We start from the raw sequence: 14,846 nt of genomic DNA, 5'->3' as shown, positions 1-14,846 counted from the left end.
CGGGGTCAGGGGACGAGGACGACCTTGCCCAGGGTGGCGCGGGTCTCCAGGGCGCGGTGGGCGCGGGCGGCGTGGGCCAGGGGGAAGTGGTGGACGGGCGGGACGAGGACGCCTCCGGCGGCCAGCGCCATGGCCTCCTCCTCCAGCACCCGGATGTTCTCCATGCCGCCGATGCGGTCGAACATCGGTTTGCCCAGCACCGAGCGCGAGGTGACCCCCAGCTTCCGCTGCTCCTCCTCGCTCAGCACGGCCTGCCCCTCGGGCGAGAAGCCGGCCGAGGCGTAGCCGTAGGAGAGATGTGAGCCACCGGGGGCGAGGAGAGCGGTGGCCTCGCGGCCGAGACCGCCGCCGACGCCCTCGAAGAGGTACGTGACGGGCCGGTCCCCGAACTTCTCCCGGATCCGCTCGGTCCAGTCGCCCCGGGTGTAGTCCACCGCCAGGTCCGCGCCCATGCCCTCCACCGCCCGCACCTTCTCCGGCCCGCCCGCCGCGCCGACGACGGTGGCGCCCCTGTGCCGGGCGTACTGCACCAGGAGCGAGCCGATGCCCCCGGCCGCGGCCAGGACCAGCACCGTGTCGGCGGGGGAGAGGTCGGCGAAGCGGAGGACGCCCATGGCGGTGCGGCCGGTGCCGACCAGGGCGACGGCATGGTCCTCGCTCAGGCCGCCGGGCAGCGGATGCAGCCGCTCGGCACCGGTGACGGCCAGCTCGGCGTATCCGCCGGGAGCCATGCCCAGATGGGCGGCGACGCGGCGGCCCAGCCACGCCGGATCGACGCCCTCGCCCAGCGCGTCCACGGTGCCGGCGACCTCCCGCCCGGGGATGGTCGGCAGCTCGGCGGGCGTGGGGGTCGGGCCGAGCCGCAGCCCCTCGCGCAGGGCGGTGTCCACCAGGTGCACCCCGGCCGCCGCGACGGCGATCCGCACCTGGCCGGGGCCGGGCTCGGGGTCCGGGACCCGCTCGTAGCGGAGGTTCCCGGCGGGTCCGAAGGCGTGCAGACGTACGGCGTGCATGGGCTCTCCCCGTGGCTGGTGGGTGGTTATCGCCGGTCCGGCGCCCGCCGGACCGGCGATAACCACTCTCCGCCCTCAAGCGGACTTGAGGTCAAGGCCGTCGAGGCAGGGGCCTCGGGGAGGGAAGGAAGGGTGTCAGACCCTGGGGAAGCGGGCCTGGAGGTCCCAGAGCACGGGGTTGTCGCCCAGCCCCTCGTGGATGTCGGTGAGGTCGGCGATCAGGTCGTGCAGGAAGTCGCGGGCCTCGCGGCGCAGCTCGCCGTGGTTGACGGTCAGCGGCGGCTCGTCGGCGGGCAGCCAGTCGGCGGTGACGTCCACCCAGCCGAAGCGGCGCGCGAAGTGGAGGCTGTCGGCCGACTCCACGAAGTCCAGCTCGGCGTACTGCGGCTTGGCGGCACGGCTGCCGAGCGGGTCGCGGTCGAGGCGCTCGGCGATGTCGCACAGCGCCCAGGCGAAGTCGAGCACCGGCACGGTGCCGCGCGCGGTGGACAGCTCCCGGTCCGCCTCGGTGTCCGCGAGGTAGACGTCGCCGCAGAACAGGTCGTGCCGCAGCGCCCGCACATCCGCCGAGCGGTAGTCGGTCTGCGGCGGATCGGGGAAGCGGCGGGAGAGGGAGTAGCCGATGTCGAGCACGGGAGCGATGGTGGCACGGCGGGGCGCGCGTGCGCCCACCGGGCGGGGCGGGGCTCAGGTCCTCCCAGCCTGTACGCCCGTCCGCGCGGCGCAGGCACCGGTCCCGTCGCCGCCCGGCCGGGCGCGAAGGCGGGACCGTGTGCGCGTCCGCGTCACCACGCCGGCCGTACCGCTGCCCGCCCTCCCTCCTGCGCCGCTGGGCGGCCGAACCGGCCTACCACGACCCCACGCCCCTGGTCCGCCCCTACGTGGTCGCGTACGAGCAGCAGGAGCGGCGCCGCGCGCTCGCCCTGGCACTCGACGGCATCGACGTCGGCCCGCCCGTGATCCACGGTGTACGGGTGGGGGGCGGTGGTCCGGTGACCGGGCGGCGGACGATGCCCTGCTGCCGCTGCGAACGCCGGTTCGCACCCCTGTCCTTCAGGAGCGAGGAGTACCGGTCGGTGGCGTGCCGTTTGGGGCAGCACCGCACCTGCCGGGACGACGAGGCGGCCGAGCCGCCCTGCGAGGGCGTGACCCTGCTGCGCTGCTCCTGCCCCTGCCACGCGCGGGAGCCGTAGGACGCGGAGGGCGCCCGGCACCGCGCATCGCGGTGCCGGGCGCCCTCGCGAGGCCGTGACGATCAGACGTTGACGCCGAAGTCCTTGGCGATGCCGACCAGGCCGGAGGCGTAGCCCTGACCGACCGCGCGGAACTTCCACTCCGCGCCGTGGCGGTACAGCTCGCCGAAGACCATGGCGGTCTCGGTGGCGGCGTCCTCGCTCAGGTCGTAGCGGGCGATCTCGGTGCCGCCGGCCTGGTTCACCACCCGGATGTAGGCGTTGCGCACCTGGCCGAAGTTCTGGCTGCGGCTCTCGGCGTCGTAGATGGAGACCGGGAAGACGATCTTGTCGATGTCGGCGGGCAGCGCCGCGAGGTTGACGTTGATCTGCTCGTCGTCGCCCGCGCCCTCACCGGTGCGGTTGTCGCCGGTGTGGACGATCGCCTGGTCCGGGGTGGCCTTGTTGTTGAAGAAGACGAAGTGCTGGTCCGAGTAGACCTGGCCGTTCGCGTTGACCGCGATGGCGCTGGCGTCGAGGTCGAAGTCGGTGCCGGTGGTCGTACGGACGTCCCAGCCGAGGCCGACCGTCACGGCGGTCAGGCCGGGGGCCTCCTTGGTGAGCGAGACGTTGCCGCCCTTGGACAGGCTTACAGCCATGGGGATGCCCTTCTGTGGTGTTTCCGTGCTGGCCCTTACTGGTCCATTTCCTACCCTCTCCAACGCCGACGGTGGGGGACCGGGTTCCATGTTTCTTTGCTTTCTTTACCTTCCTCGCCGGTGAGGTGGCCGGGAAGGAGAGCCGGGGGGAGCAGAAGGGGAGCGGGAGAGGAGCAGGAGGGCGGGGAAAACGCCGTGACGGCGGGCCCGGAGGGCGGGATCATGGGAGCCATGTCCGGGCCCTATCTCATCCGTGGCTCGGTCTCCCTGCCGGAGGCCGAGCTGAACTGGCGTTTCTCACGCTCGTCCGGGCCTGGCGGCCAGCACGTCAACACCAGCGACAGCCGGGTCGAGCTCCGCTTCGACCTCGCGCGCACCGAGGCACTGCCCGAGGTGTGGAAGGAGCGGGCCCTGGAGCGGCTGGCAGGTCGGCTGGTGGACGGAGTCCTGGTCGTACGGGCCGCCGAGCACCGCTCCCAGTGGCGCAACCGCGAGACCGCGGCCGTACGCATGGCCGCGGTGCTGGCGGAGGCGACCGCGCCGCCACCGCGCCCGCGCAAGAAGGGCAAGATCCCGCGCGGGATCAACGAGCGGCGGCTGCGGAACAAGAAGCACCGCTCCGACGTCAAGCGCGGCCGCTCCGGCCGCGACTGGGGATAGGCCGGCCGGGCCGGCCCACCCCCTTGCTCCTCAGTACCGGGGCTGTGCCGGTGTCCGTCGCCGGAAGGCTATGGCGGTGACGACCGCGGCGACGGCGACGAGTACTGCGGCTCCGATGCCGATGGCCGTCCAGGGCGGCCCGCTGTCGCCGGTGCCCTCCTGCGCGGCGACCTGCTCGTCGCCCTGCTCCTGCTCCTTGCCGGGCTTGGCGGTGGGCGGTCCCTCGTTCTTGCCGTCGGCCTCTCCGTCCTCGGGAGAGGGGGACTTGGAGGCTTCGAGGGAGGCGTAGTACTTGGAGAAGATCGGGCTCACATCCGCCGGCCCGGGGTCGCCGTCGCCGTCGACCAGGACCTGTGCGGGTCTGACGATGCCATGCCCGAGGTACATGCTGGGCTCCTCGCCCCGCTGCGACATCCCCGTCGTCTCGACCATCACGCGCAGGACCTGGTGGTTGGTCCAGTCGGGGTGCTTGGCCCAGATTAGCGCGGCCGAGGCGGACGCGATGGCGGACGCCTGGCTCGTGCCGCCGGGCACGCCAGGGGCGGAGAGAGTGAGGTAGGGACCGTGGTTGGAGAAGTCGGCCACTGTGCCGGTCTCGTCTACTGCGCCTACTGCGACGACACCCGGCAACGATGCGGGATAGTGCGTCTTGGTCTTGAGCCCCTGGTTCCCGGCGGAGGCGAAGACCAGCTTGCCGCGCTTATTGGCCTCATCGATTGCGTCCTGCAGGGCGGTGTAAGTCTCGTCATCCACTCCGGAGACACCCTGTGAGATATTGATGATCTTGGCGTCGCTCCGGGCCGCATATCGGATTGCTTTGATGATTGGCTCGTGCGAGCTGAAGAAGCCCTCTTCGACATGTGTTCGCAAGGGGAGGATTTTTGTTTCGGGAGCCAGCCCTCGAAGGGTGTTCCCTGCCCCGGAGCCGGCGATCAGTGCGGCAATCTCCGTTCCGTGGCCGTCCACGTCCTCATGGGGATCAGGGTCCTCGGAGGTGAAGCTCTTTCCGGGCACCAGCCTGCCGGTCAACCCTGGAGTCGGCTTCACCCCGGAATCGATGACAGCGACAGTTACACCTTTGCCCTTGCTGACTTCCCACAGCCCTGAGGAGTTCATGGCGTCCAGATACCACTGCTGGTCCGGCCTGACATCGGCTAGGGCGGGGGGCGTGAGCAGCCCCACGGACATGAGCGTGGCTGTGAGCAGACCGACCAAAGTCAGTGCTCGCCTCTGTGGAGGGAGGGCATGGAATCGCATGCGACAGGACACTTCCTCGGAATCAATCGATGACCGGCGGCACAACGTCCCGTCGCCCCGTCCAGGTCTCCTCGTCTTCGGTGAGGTAGTCGGGGCGGTTCTGGCTCTCTCTCCGGTCCCTCGGTGGGGAATTCGTGTTGGTCGGCCGCCCAGTTCCTGCCACACCCGATGCTGTGCTGCCCCGGACGAGCCCGGTACCACCGGGAGTGAATTCCGCGCGGCTGCGACCGCTGCCCATGCGAGAGCCTCCCGCAGTGCCACCCGGCTGCGGCGCCATAGACCGTCCTGGGTACATGCCTCTTCCTGCCGGAGACCCGCCACTTGCGGAACCCGGGAAACCGCCCACGGGCCGTCCCAGAGGAGCGCGGTCCCCGCCAACGGCTCCGCGTGGATTTCCCGCTCCCACAGCTTGGTTACCCGCCTGGCGGGGGGTACCGCCCATGATGCCGTCTCTGGCGGAACTTCGCGGTGGGACACCACCCCCTCCACCGCTACCCGGTGGCTGACCGGTTGCGGTGATGTGGGGCAGCGGCCGGCCGGTGCGAGGGATCGGTCCACTGGGCGCCACTGGAGGCGTGGCTGGAGATGAAGGGCCTGTGGAGGGGTGGGAGGGGTTCGGGCCTGTTTGCGACCGAGGCTCAGCGGCAGGAGGTGAGGCGACGGAGTCGATCGTCATGCTCGTGGGGCGCTCGGCCACCGGGGCAGGGCGGTCGGCTGTAGGAACGGACCGGTCGGCCGTGAGGGCGGAGTGGAAATCCTCACTGCTTTTAGCAGCAGCCATGCCTCCCGAAGCGGCCCCCGGTCCCCGGTGGGCTGAGCCCTCCTGCGAGCCGGAACCCGACACCGAACCCGGCGCGTACGCACCTGGATCTTCCCCGTACCGGTTCGGCAGCGGCTTGAAGTCCGGTTCCTCTGCGGCGCGGAGGCTTTCCCCGGTCGTCCTGTAGTACGACGACAGCCGGTTGAGCTGGTTGATCGCCTCCTGGCGCTTGCTCTCCTCGCTCTCCTGGCGGGCCTTGTCCTTCTCCGGGTCGGCGTAGCACATCAACTCGGGCTCGGGGATGGCCGCCTTGGCCTCGGTCAGGGCCTGGCCCGCGTTGACCATGTGATGCCCGAGCGTGCGGACGTACGCGGCGAACCGCATGGATTCCAGGGCGAACTGACGCCCCCACTCGCGGAAGGCGTCGCCGCCCTCGCCGTCCCACTCCACACGGTCGATGTAGGTGCGCAGTTCGCTGCCGATGCCGTCCATGTCGGAGCCGGCCTTGCCGAGGGCCTGGCCGCGTGAGGTGAGCAGGCCGGGGTCGGCCTTCGTGACCATCCCGTTGAGCGCGGCGAGCGACTTGCCTTCGAACTCTCCCGTAGCCATTCCTGCCCCCCTCAGTCGAAGTCCGTGTCCGCGTCGAGGGCCTTCCTGTTGCCTTCGGAAGAGGCGTCCTTGCCCTCCTCCGAGTCGCCCTGCCGACTTGCCGACCAGTGCTCGTCAACCTGCGTCTGGATGGCCTGGAAGCGCTGTCGCCGTTCCGCCTCGACGTTGCCGTAGCCCTTGTCCACGATCTCGGTGGCGATCCCCAGCGCCTCCAACTGCTCGCCGAACAGCCGGGAGAGGGATTCCAGGCGCGTGTGCACCTTCTCATAGAGGGCTGACAGATCCTCCGCCGCGCTGAAGCCCGTGCCGTACGCGTCCGGGGTGACGGTCTGTTCGCCGATCTGTTTGTGGGACGCGGGGGACTTCCCCAGCTCGCCCAGGAGTTCGTCGATGCGGCCCTTGAAGGCGGTGAGTGTCTCGGCCTGGTAGTTCAGGCTCTTGCCACCGCCGAAGTCACGCTCGCCTGTCACGCCGTGCCCCCGTCCCCCGATTGATCGCCACGCTGTGCCAAGGTCGTGTCACGTCAGTGTAGTCAGCAGACGATCCGGCCCGTCGGGGGCTGTGGACGACGGGCGCGTTTTCCGGCCGGGGCGGCCGTTATGACAGGTGGCGGTAGCGTCCGCGGAAGTACGTCAGTGGCCTGCCCTCCGAGGACGGCAGGGAGGTGGCCAGCACCCGGCCGATCACCAGCGTGTGGTCGCCCGCGCCCACCCGCTGCTCGGTGCGGCACTCCACCGTCGCCAGCGCGCCGTCGGCCAGGGGGGCGCCGGAGGCCTCGCCGCGGGTACAGGGCATGTCCTGGAAGAGCAGGCGGTCGCTGACCCGGCCGCGCATGGAGAAGCGGCCCGCGATGTGGCGCTGGCCCTCCGCGAGCAGGGAGGCGGCCCACAGGGGCTGCCGTTCCAGCAGTTCGTCCATCCGGGAGCCCTCGCGCACGCTGACCAGTACCAGCGGCGGGTCCAGGGAGACGGAGAGGAAGGAGGTCGCGGTCATGCCCACGTCCTCGCCGCGCGGCCCGTCCTCCGGGTCGTGCGCCGTCACCAGTACCACGCCCGCGGCCAGCCGTGCCAGGGCCGCGCGGAACTCCTCCTCGCCCACCCCCTCAGGATGCGGGAGGCCGGAGGTGTGGCGCGAGGGCGAAGTGGGGGCGTTCCGGGACATCTGTTGCCGTGGTGTCGGGTGCACACCCCGCACGCTAGACGCTGGACCCGGGGGTCGCATCGGCCTCCGGGACCAGGGCGGACCTAGGTACATCGGCTGAATGATTCGCAGGTCAGGGCCGGAATTTGCGTTCGGTACGGGTGTGGTGCGGGTCGGAGCGCTCCCACGCAGCGCGGTCGCGCACCCACGCTCTGTTGTGACATGAGTCACACACGAGGTCAATTGTTGACCCTGTGTACCGACTGGACAGCTCGCTGTGATTCAGTGGCCTGAAGACAGGAGGAAGTCCAAAACCGGATCATCTGGAGTCACCTACTCGAGTCTCAGGGGGAGGGCGGATGGAAGCCGAGTCGGAGCCGTACGTGTGCCTCGCCACCCTGCGCAGGCTCCATCAGTCCATGGCGGACCTCAACGCCGCCCGCAGCCTGGCGGACACCCTGCAGACCGTCGCCGACGGCATCGTGAAGGGCCTCGACTTCGAGCTGGCCGCGGTCAACCTGGTCAAGCCCGACGGGGACCTCGTGGTGGCGGCCGTCGCGGGCAGTGAGGGCGCCGAGGCGATGATGGCGGGCCGTACGGGCTCGCGGGCGGCCTGGGAGCGGCGGCTGGCGCTGGGCGAGCGCTGGGGCGAGCTGCGCTTCATCCCGTACACCGAGGCGTGGGTCCTGATGGACGACGACGTGCCGCAGTGGCACACCGCCGGGCCGGCCCCGCGGTACGCCGACGAGTGGCATCCGATGGATCTCCTCATGGCGCCGATGCACTCCTCCGACGGAGAGCTCCTCGGTGTCATCTCCGTCGACAAGCCGCGCAACGGGCGGCGCCCGGGCGCGTGGGGGCGCGAAGCGTTGCAGATGTACGCCTTTCAGGCGGGGATTGCGATCAGTAACGCCCGGCTGCGCGCAAACATGCAGCGCGCGCTGGTCCGCCTGGAGCGTGAACAGCAGGCGCTGAGGTCGAGCGAGGAGAGCTTCCGGCAGGCCTTCGAGTACGCGCCCAGCGGTATGGCGGTCACCGAGCTGGGCGGCGACCAGCACGGGCGGCTGGTGCGCGCCAACGACGCGCTGTGCCGGCTGCTGGGCCGCCCGGCCGCGGCGCTGCGGCGCTGCGGTTTCTCCGACCTCGTCCACCCCGAGGACCTGGCCACCCTGCTGCGCACCTCCGCCGAGGGCGGCCGGGCCGAGCTGCGGCTGGCGCGGCGCGACGGCTCCTTTCTGTGGGTCTCCCTGCGCAACTCGGTGGTGGCCGACGCCACCGACGGCCCGCGCTTCCTGCTCACCCATGTCGAGGACATCGAGGAGCGCAAGCGGCACGAGCTCCAGCTCGCCCACCGCGCCAGCCACGACTCGCTCACGGGTCTGCCCAACAGTGCCGAGCTGCGGGCGCGGCTCGGCGCGCGGCTGTGCGACAAGCCCGCGCCGGTGCCCGACGCCGCGCAGATGGGCCCCGGGGGAGTCGGCGGCGCCCTCGACGGCGGGTTCGGGCCCGAGGGCTTCGGCACCGGCGGGTTCGGCCTCGACGGCTTCGGGCAGGACGGCTTCGGGCGGAACGGCTTCGGCCCGGGCGGTTACCGGGACGGCTTCGGGGGAGCCATGCCGGAGCCGTCCGGCGGCTACGAGCACCACGTCCACACCGTTCCGCCCGCGAGCGACGATCCCTCGGAGAAGGGACTGGCCGTCCTCTTCTGCGACCTCGACGGCTTCAAGTCGATCAACGACCGCTTCGGCCACCACTGCGGCGACGCCGTGCTGATCGAGGTGGCCAGACGTCTTTCGAGTGGTGTTCGCGACAATGACACCGTCGCCCGGCTGGGTGGTGACGAATTCGTCGTCCTGGCGGACGGGCTGTGCCGCGGCGATGCCGCTGACCTGGCCGTACGGCTGCGCAACGCGATCGTTCCGCCCATCCGCGTGGAGGGGCGCGCGGTGCGGGTGGGGGCGAGCTTCGGCATCAGCTGGGCGGGGTGCGGGATGTCCGCCGAGGAGGTTCTGCACTCCGCCGACCAGCGGATGTACGTCGAGAAGCGGTCGCGGTCCAAGGCCCACCGCCGGGCCGGATGAGGCCCGGACGGCCCCGGCGCCGGGTGTGTGGGAGACGCGGTGCGAGGGGTCACAGACACCGCGTTCTTTAACCCGAAAGAGGTAGGCTGCGCCGGGCAGGCACCCGTCATGGAGGAGCGCACGGAATGACCGCCGGTAACAACGGCTCGGGCACGCCGGAGAACGACGACCCGTTCGCCTACCTCTACCGTTCCGAGGGCGGTACGGGCGGTGACACAGGCGCCGCGGCGTCACAGCCGGGAGTGCCTCGCACCTCGTACAACCACGTCCGTGCCGTGGGCGAGCGCCGCTACGGCGGGCAGCAGGGCCAGCAGCAGGCGCCGCCGCAACAGCCCCAGCAGCAGGCGCACCAGCCCAGCGCGCACTACGCGGCTCCCGAGACCGTGCCCGGCGGCCGTGCCGCCGCGCGGCGCGAGGCGGCCGCGTCCGGTCCGGCCGGCCGGGGGCGGGGCCGCAACCACAACGGCCTGCTGGTGGGCGCGCTGGCGGTCGTCGCCGCCGTGGTCCTCGGCGTGGGCGCCGCGGTCTTCTTCAGCGACGGCGACGACGCGAACGCCAACCAGACCGGCGGCACCCAGGCCGCCACCTCCGGAGCCGGCGAGGGCGAGAGCGGCGGAGGCGACGGGGACGACCGGGACAAGGACGCCGAGAAGAACAAGGAGAAGAAGCCGGGCCCCCTCCCCTCCGAGGACGCGGCCAGCCTTCAGCTCGGCGGCGGCGCGACCACGGACAAGACCGTCCAGGGCGCCGAGTCCAGGAGCGGCGCGTACGTCACCGGCCTCGACAAGCCCGGCGCCTCGGCCACCTGGACCTTCGAGGTCCCCGAGGACGGCAAGTACACGCTGTTCGTCGGCTACGGAGTGCCGGGCAAGGACGCCGACTCCACGCTCGCCGTCAACGGCACGCCCCACAAGGGCGGGCTGAACATGAAGAACTTCGCCAAGGCGGGCGAGGGCGAGTGGGAGAAGGGCTGGACGCGCACCTTCGCCTGGGTCAACCTGAACGAGGGCACCAACACCGTCAGGATCTCCTGCGAGGAGGGCAACCAGTGCGGGTTCGCCCTCGACCGGGTCTGGCTCAAGGAAGGCCACGTCCGCGGCTGACGCCGCCGTGACAGGCCGCGACAGGGGCCGGCGGCACGGCGCGGGCGCGTCAGCCGCCGACCACCTTCAGGAAGGCCGCCACCGTCCGCGCCATCGCCTCCCGCGCCGGGAGCAGGTACCCGCGGGGGTCGACGGCCCGTGCGTCCTGGGCGAGGAAGGCGCGGACGGCCCCGGTGAAGGCGGTGTTCAGCGCAGTCCCCACGTTGATCTTCGTCATCCCGGCCGCGACCGCCCGCCGCAGTTCCCCGTCCGGCACCCCGGATGAGCCGTGCAGCACCAGCGGCACGGGGACGGTCTCGCGCAGCTCGCCGATGAGGGCGTGGTCGAGGACGGCGGTGCGCTCGGTCATCGCATGGGAGCTGCCGACCGCGACGGCCAGGGCGTCCACCCCGGTGGCGGCCGCGTACGCCGCCGCCTCGGCGGGGTCGGTGCGTACGCCGGGGGCGTGCGCGTCGAGCGTGCCGCGCCCCTCCTCCGGCTCTCCGCCGCCGGGCTCCCGGTCGCCGGGCTTGCCGCCGATCCGGCCCAGCTCGGCCTCCACCCACATCCCGTGCGCGTGGCCGAAGCGCACGGCCTCCGCCGTGGCCGCCACATTGCCGGCGTAGGACAGCTTCGAGGCGTCGAACATCACCGAGCCGAACCCGGACTCCGGTGCGGCACGCAGCAGTTCGAAGCTCTCCACATGGTCCAGGTGCAGCGCCAGCGGAGCGCCGGAGGCCCGTGCCACGGCCGCCGCGGCGGCGGCGACGGGGGCGAGCCGGCCGCCGTGGAAGCGCACGGCGTTCTCGGAGATCTGGAGGATGGCGGGCATGCCGGCGGCCTCCGCGCCGGCGGCGATCGCCTCGGCGTGCTCCAGGGTGATGACGTTGAACGCGGCGACGCCGCGGCCGGACGCGAGCGCGTCCGCCACGAGTTCTCCGCTGCCGACCAGTGGCATGCCCGCCCCTCCTCCGTGCCCGTCCCCCGCGCCCGTCTTCTCCGCTCGCCGTCGTCCGGCCGCCGTCCCGCGACGCCGGGCGGCCCGTCAGACGGCCGCCATCTGCCGGTCGATCCGCACCCCGGGCAGCAGCTCCTCGTACAGCACCCGGTCGAACTCCCCCGCCGCCTCGGCCCGTACGGTCGCCGCCGACAGGGCGGCGGCACGGGCCAGCCGGTCCGGCCAGGGCAGGCCCTCCACGAGTCCGGACAGCAGCGCGGCCACCACCGAGTCCCCGGCCCCCGTCGGGTTGCCCGCCAGCCGACGGGGCGGCTCGACGCGCCAGACGCCCTCCGGGGTGAGGCCCAGCAGCCCGTCCTCGCCCAGCGAGGCGATCACCGAGTGCGCCCCGCGCCGCTGCGCCAGCCGCGCGGCCCGCAGCGGCTCGGTGGTGCCCGTTATCCCGGCCAGCTCATGGGAGTTGGGCTTGACGACATCCGGCCGGGCGGCCAGTCCGCGCAGCAGCGGCTCCCCGCTGGTGTCCAGCAGCACGGGCACGCCCGCGGTGCGCGCGGCGCGCACCAGCGTCCCGTACGCCCCCACGGGCACCCCGGGCGGCAGACTGCCGCACAGGGCGACGGCGGTGGCGTCGTGCAGCAGCCCGCCGTAGAAGTCCAGGAAGCGCTCCCACTCGGCGGGGGCTATCTGCGGGCCGGGCTCGTTGAGCACGGTGGCGTCGCCGGAGGCCTCGTCCACGACCGTGACGGTGCGGCGGGTGTCCCCGCCGACGGCGACGAACGCGTCCCCGACCGGGCCCTCCTCCGTCACCTCCGACAGCAGTGTCCGCAGCCGGTCGCCGTTCGGGCCGCCGGTGAAGCCGGTCACCAGCGTCTCGTGGCCCAGCGCGCCCAGCACCCGCGCCACGTTCAGGCCCTTGCCGCCCGGACGCTCGGCGACCTCCCGGACCCGGTGGGAGGCGCGCGGCTCCAGACGGGGGACGCGGTAGGTGATGTCCAAAGCCGCGTTGAGCGTGACGGTCAGGATCATCCGGTACTCCGCCTCCCACCGGCGAGTGTGAACGTTCGGCATACGCACGGTGGCGCGGGGCCGCCGACCGTGCGAGTGATCATGCCAAAGCGGAGGCGGCCGGCCCAGAGGGCGGAGACGCCCGTCCGCGCTCGATGTGGGAACGAGACCGTAACGCAATCAGGCCGTCGCGCCGCCGCGTACAACCCCGGCGGGCTCCGCGGTGTCCGGGAGGCGAGGGGGCACCACCCACTCGCCCCGGCGCATGACGCCCGCGACCCGGTAGCCGCCGTCCAGCACCACCAGGTCGGCGTACTTGCCGGGCTCGATCGACCCCACCCGGTCGGCGACGCCCAGCAGCCGCGCCGGGTTGAGCGCCAGGGCCCGTACCGCGTCCTCGATCCGCAGGCCGTCCACCGTCACCGCGCGCCGCAGCGCCTCGTCCAGGGTGAGCGTGGAGCCGGCGATCGAGCCGCCCTCCACCAGCCGGGCGACGCCGTCGGTGACGCGCACCTTCAGCGGGCCGAGCGGGTAGAGGCCGTCGCCCATGCCGGCCGCGCCCATGGCGTCGGTGACGAAGGCGACCCGGCCGGCCCCGGCGCGGGCGAAGGCCAGCTCCAGGACGGCGGGGTGCAGATGGACGCCGTCGTTGATCAGCTCGACGGTGACCCGCTCGTCCTCCAGCAGGGCCGCCACCGGGCCGGGGGCGCGGTGCAGCAGCGGGGGCATCGCGTTGAACAGGTGCGTGGCGACCGTCGCACCCGCCCCGACGGCCTCCAGCACGGCCTCGTAGGAGGCGTCGGTGTGGCCGACGGCCGCGATCACCCCGCTGTCGGCCAGCAGCCGCACCGACTCCAGACCGCCGGGCAGCTCCGGCGCGAGCGTGACCATCCGCGCCGCGCCGCGCGCCGCCTCCACCAGTGCGAGCACGTCGGCCGGGTCGGGATCGCGCAGCAGGCCGGGGTCGTGGGCGCCACAGCGGCCGCGGGCGATGAAGGGGCCCTCGAAGTGGATGCCCGCCAGGTCGCCCTGCTCCACCAGCTCCGACAGCACGGCGGCCTGCCGGGCGAGTTCGTCCAGACCGCCGGTGACGGTGGAGGCGGCCATCGTCGTGGTGCCGTGCGCCCGGTGGGTGGCGATCGCCCGCAGCGCCTCCTCGGCCGACCCCGCGGAGAAGGACGCCCCGCCGCCGCCGTGGACGTGCATGTCGACGAAGCCGGGCACGACCCAGTGCCCGGCCAGGTCGAGCGTGCCCGCCTCCCCGGGGGCGTCGGCGGCGATGCGCGAGCCCTCCACCGTCACCCTGCCGCCCTCGGCCACGCCGTCCGGCAGCACCACCCGGGCGCCCGTCAGCACGGTGCGCCGCGTTCCGGCCGGCCGCGTTCCGGCCGGCCGGGCGCTCGCCGCCGGTGCTTTCGCCGTCCGCGCCCCCGTCGTCTGCGCCGTCTTCGGACCGGTCATAGGCTCGCAACCTCCGCGGAGAGTAGGTCCCAGGCGAGGAGCCCCGCGCCCAGGCACCCGGCGGCGTCCCCCAGGGCCGCCGGAACGATCGTGGGGACGTGCTGGAAGGTGACCTTGGCGCGTACGGCCTCGCGCAGCGGCGCCAGAAGCGTCTCGCCCGCCTCCGCCAGCCCGCCGCCGACGATCAGCACCCGCGGGTCCAGCAGGGTGATCGCGGTGACCAGGCCCTCGGAGAGGGCGTCGACCGCGTCGCGCCAGACGGCGGCGGCCCGCGGATCGCCCGCCTCCACGGCCCGGGCGGCGCCGGCCGCCGTCGCCCCCGGATCCCCGCACGCCTCGGCCCAGGCCCGGCCCACGGCGGCGGCGGAGGCGAACAGCTCCAGGCAGCCGCGCCGCCCGCAGCCGCACTCGGGCCCGCCGGGCCGTACGGTGATGTGGCCGATCTCGCCCGCGCCGCCGTGCGCGCCCGGCTCCACCCGGCCGTCGATCCCGATGGCCCCGGCGATGCCGGTGCCCAGCGCCGTGAACAGGAAGCGGTCCACGCCCGCCCCCGCCCCGATCCGACCCTCGGCGAGCCCGCCGGCGCGCACGTCGTGCCCGAGGGCTACGGGCACCCCGCCCAGCCGTCCGGACACCAGATCGCGCAGCGGCAGGTCCCGCCAGCCGAGATTGGAGGAGTAGACGGCCGTGCCCGCCGCGTCGTCGACGATCCCCGGCACCGCGACCCCCGCGGCCACGGGCTCGGCGCCGTACCGCGCGACCCCGGCCTTCCGCAGGCCTTCGGCGAACTCGAGCACGTGTCCCACCACGGCGTCCGGCCCGGCCTCCCGCCCGGTGGGCCGTCGCGCCTGGTGCAGCAGTGTGTGGCCGGGCCCGACGAGGGCGCCCTTCAGCCCGGTGCCGCCCACGTCGAGGGCGACGACATACGCGGTTTCGTCATGCCGAGGAGTCACGGGGACAGTCTCACCTGTCACTCGCGAAAGGTCTAG

At 72.9% G+C, this 14,846-nt stretch carries 14 protein-coding genes; 4 read left to right on the top strand and 10 right to left on the bottom strand.

Annotated features, from left to right (window positions below):
* Positions 1–5: 5 nt before the first annotated feature.
* Positions 6–1,013, bottom strand: coding sequence for a zinc-binding dehydrogenase (locus BM237_RS02010; protein WP_093847061.1), 1,008 nt, complete (start codon positions 1,011–1,013; stop codon positions 6–8).
* Positions 1,014–1,148: 135 nt separating this feature from the next.
* The gene (locus BM237_RS02005) at positions 1,149–1,646 is read right to left on the bottom strand and encodes a hypothetical protein (protein ID WP_093847391.1); all 498 of its coding nucleotides are present in this window, start codon (positions 1,644–1,646) and stop codon (positions 1,149–1,151) included.
* A gap of 137 nt (positions 1,647–1,783) precedes the next feature.
* Between BM237_RS02005 and BM237_RS29540 the strand changes: the two genes are divergently transcribed.
* Complete coding sequence (locus BM237_RS29540; protein WP_093847059.1) at positions 1,784–2,206, top strand: hypothetical protein; 423 nt, start codon at positions 1,784–1,786, stop codon at positions 2,204–2,206.
* Positions 2,207–2,268: 62 nt separating this feature from the next.
* On the opposite strand, the gene BM237_RS01995 is transcribed toward BM237_RS29540, so the two are convergent.
* Positions 2,269–2,844 carry a TerD family protein gene (locus BM237_RS01995; protein ID WP_093847057.1) on the bottom strand — a complete coding sequence of 192 codons (576 nt, stop codon included), beginning with the start codon at positions 2,842–2,844 and terminating at the stop codon, positions 2,269–2,271.
* A 222-nt stretch (positions 2,845–3,066) separates the two neighbouring features.
* Here BM237_RS01995 and arfB point away from each other — a divergent pair, with 222 nt between their 5' ends.
* On the top strand, positions 3,067–3,504 hold the full coding sequence (arfB, locus tag BM237_RS01990; RefSeq protein WP_093847389.1) for an alternative ribosome rescue aminoacyl-tRNA hydrolase ArfB: 438 nt from the start codon (positions 3,067–3,069) through the stop codon (positions 3,502–3,504).
* A 30-nt stretch (positions 3,505–3,534) separates the two neighbouring features.
* On the opposite strand, the gene BM237_RS01985 is transcribed toward arfB, so the two are convergent.
* The 3 genes from BM237_RS01985 to BM237_RS01975 form a co-directional block, all read right to left on the bottom strand.
* A complete protein-coding gene (locus BM237_RS01985; protein WP_245793373.1) occupies positions 3,535–4,620 on the bottom strand; it encodes a S8 family serine peptidase in 1,086 nt (361 codons plus the stop codon).
* A 1,521-nt stretch (positions 4,621–6,141) separates the two neighbouring features.
* Entirely contained in the window at positions 6,142–6,600 is a 459-nt protein-coding gene (locus BM237_RS01980) for a DUF2563 family protein (RefSeq protein WP_093847053.1), read from the bottom strand.
* 127 nt (positions 6,601–6,727) lie between these two features.
* Positions 6,728–7,291 (bottom strand): flavin reductase family protein, encoded by a 564-nt coding sequence (locus BM237_RS01975; RefSeq protein WP_093847051.1) that lies wholly within the window; start codon positions 7,289–7,291, stop codon positions 6,728–6,730.
* A gap of 338 nt (positions 7,292–7,629) precedes the next feature.
* On the opposite strand from BM237_RS01975, the gene cdgB reads away from it, so the two are divergent.
* Together cdgB and BM237_RS01965 are read left to right on the top strand one after the other, a co-directional pair.
* Positions 7,630–9,351: a diguanylate cyclase CdgB gene (gene cdgB / locus BM237_RS01970; RefSeq protein ID WP_093847049.1), complete on the top strand. Its 1,722-nt coding sequence runs from the start codon at positions 7,630–7,632 to the stop codon at positions 9,349–9,351.
* A 125-nt stretch (positions 9,352–9,476) separates the two neighbouring features.
* On the top strand, positions 9,477–10,454 hold the full coding sequence (locus BM237_RS01965; RefSeq protein WP_093847047.1) for a carbohydrate-binding protein: 978 nt from the start codon (positions 9,477–9,479) through the stop codon (positions 10,452–10,454).
* 49 nt (positions 10,455–10,503) lie between these two features.
* Here the strand turns inward: BM237_RS01965 and BM237_RS01960 are convergent, their stop codons facing one another.
* From BM237_RS01960 to BM237_RS01945, 4 genes are all read right to left on the bottom strand, one after another.
* Positions 10,504–11,391, bottom strand: a complete 888-nt coding sequence (locus BM237_RS01960; RefSeq protein WP_093847045.1) for a class II fructose-bisphosphate aldolase — start codon at positions 11,389–11,391, stop codon at positions 10,504–10,506.
* Between the two features lie 87 nt (positions 11,392–11,478).
* Positions 11,479–12,417, bottom strand: coding sequence for a 1-phosphofructokinase family hexose kinase (locus BM237_RS01955; RefSeq protein ID WP_093847043.1), 939 nt, complete (start codon positions 12,415–12,417; stop codon positions 11,479–11,481).
* Between the two features lie 159 nt (positions 12,418–12,576).
* The gene (nagA, locus tag BM237_RS01950; protein ID WP_093847042.1) at positions 12,577–13,857 is read right to left on the bottom strand and encodes an N-acetylglucosamine-6-phosphate deacetylase; all 1,281 of its coding nucleotides are present in this window, start codon (positions 13,855–13,857) and stop codon (positions 12,577–12,579) included.
* Positions 13,854–14,810 carry an ROK family protein gene (locus BM237_RS01945; RefSeq protein ID WP_093847041.1) on the bottom strand — a complete coding sequence of 319 codons (957 nt, stop codon included), beginning with the start codon at positions 14,808–14,810 and terminating at the stop codon, positions 13,854–13,856. The genes nagA and BM237_RS01945 overlap by 4 nt, the downstream gene beginning before the upstream one ends.
* Positions 14,811–14,846 lie beyond the last annotated feature (36 nt).

It is taken from the genome of Streptomyces mangrovi (genome assembly GCF_900114215.1).
Lineage (GTDB): Bacteria > Actinomycetota > Actinomycetes > Streptomycetales > Streptomycetaceae > Streptomyces > Streptomyces barkulensis.
This window is presented reverse-complemented; position numbering and strand designations above follow the sequence as displayed.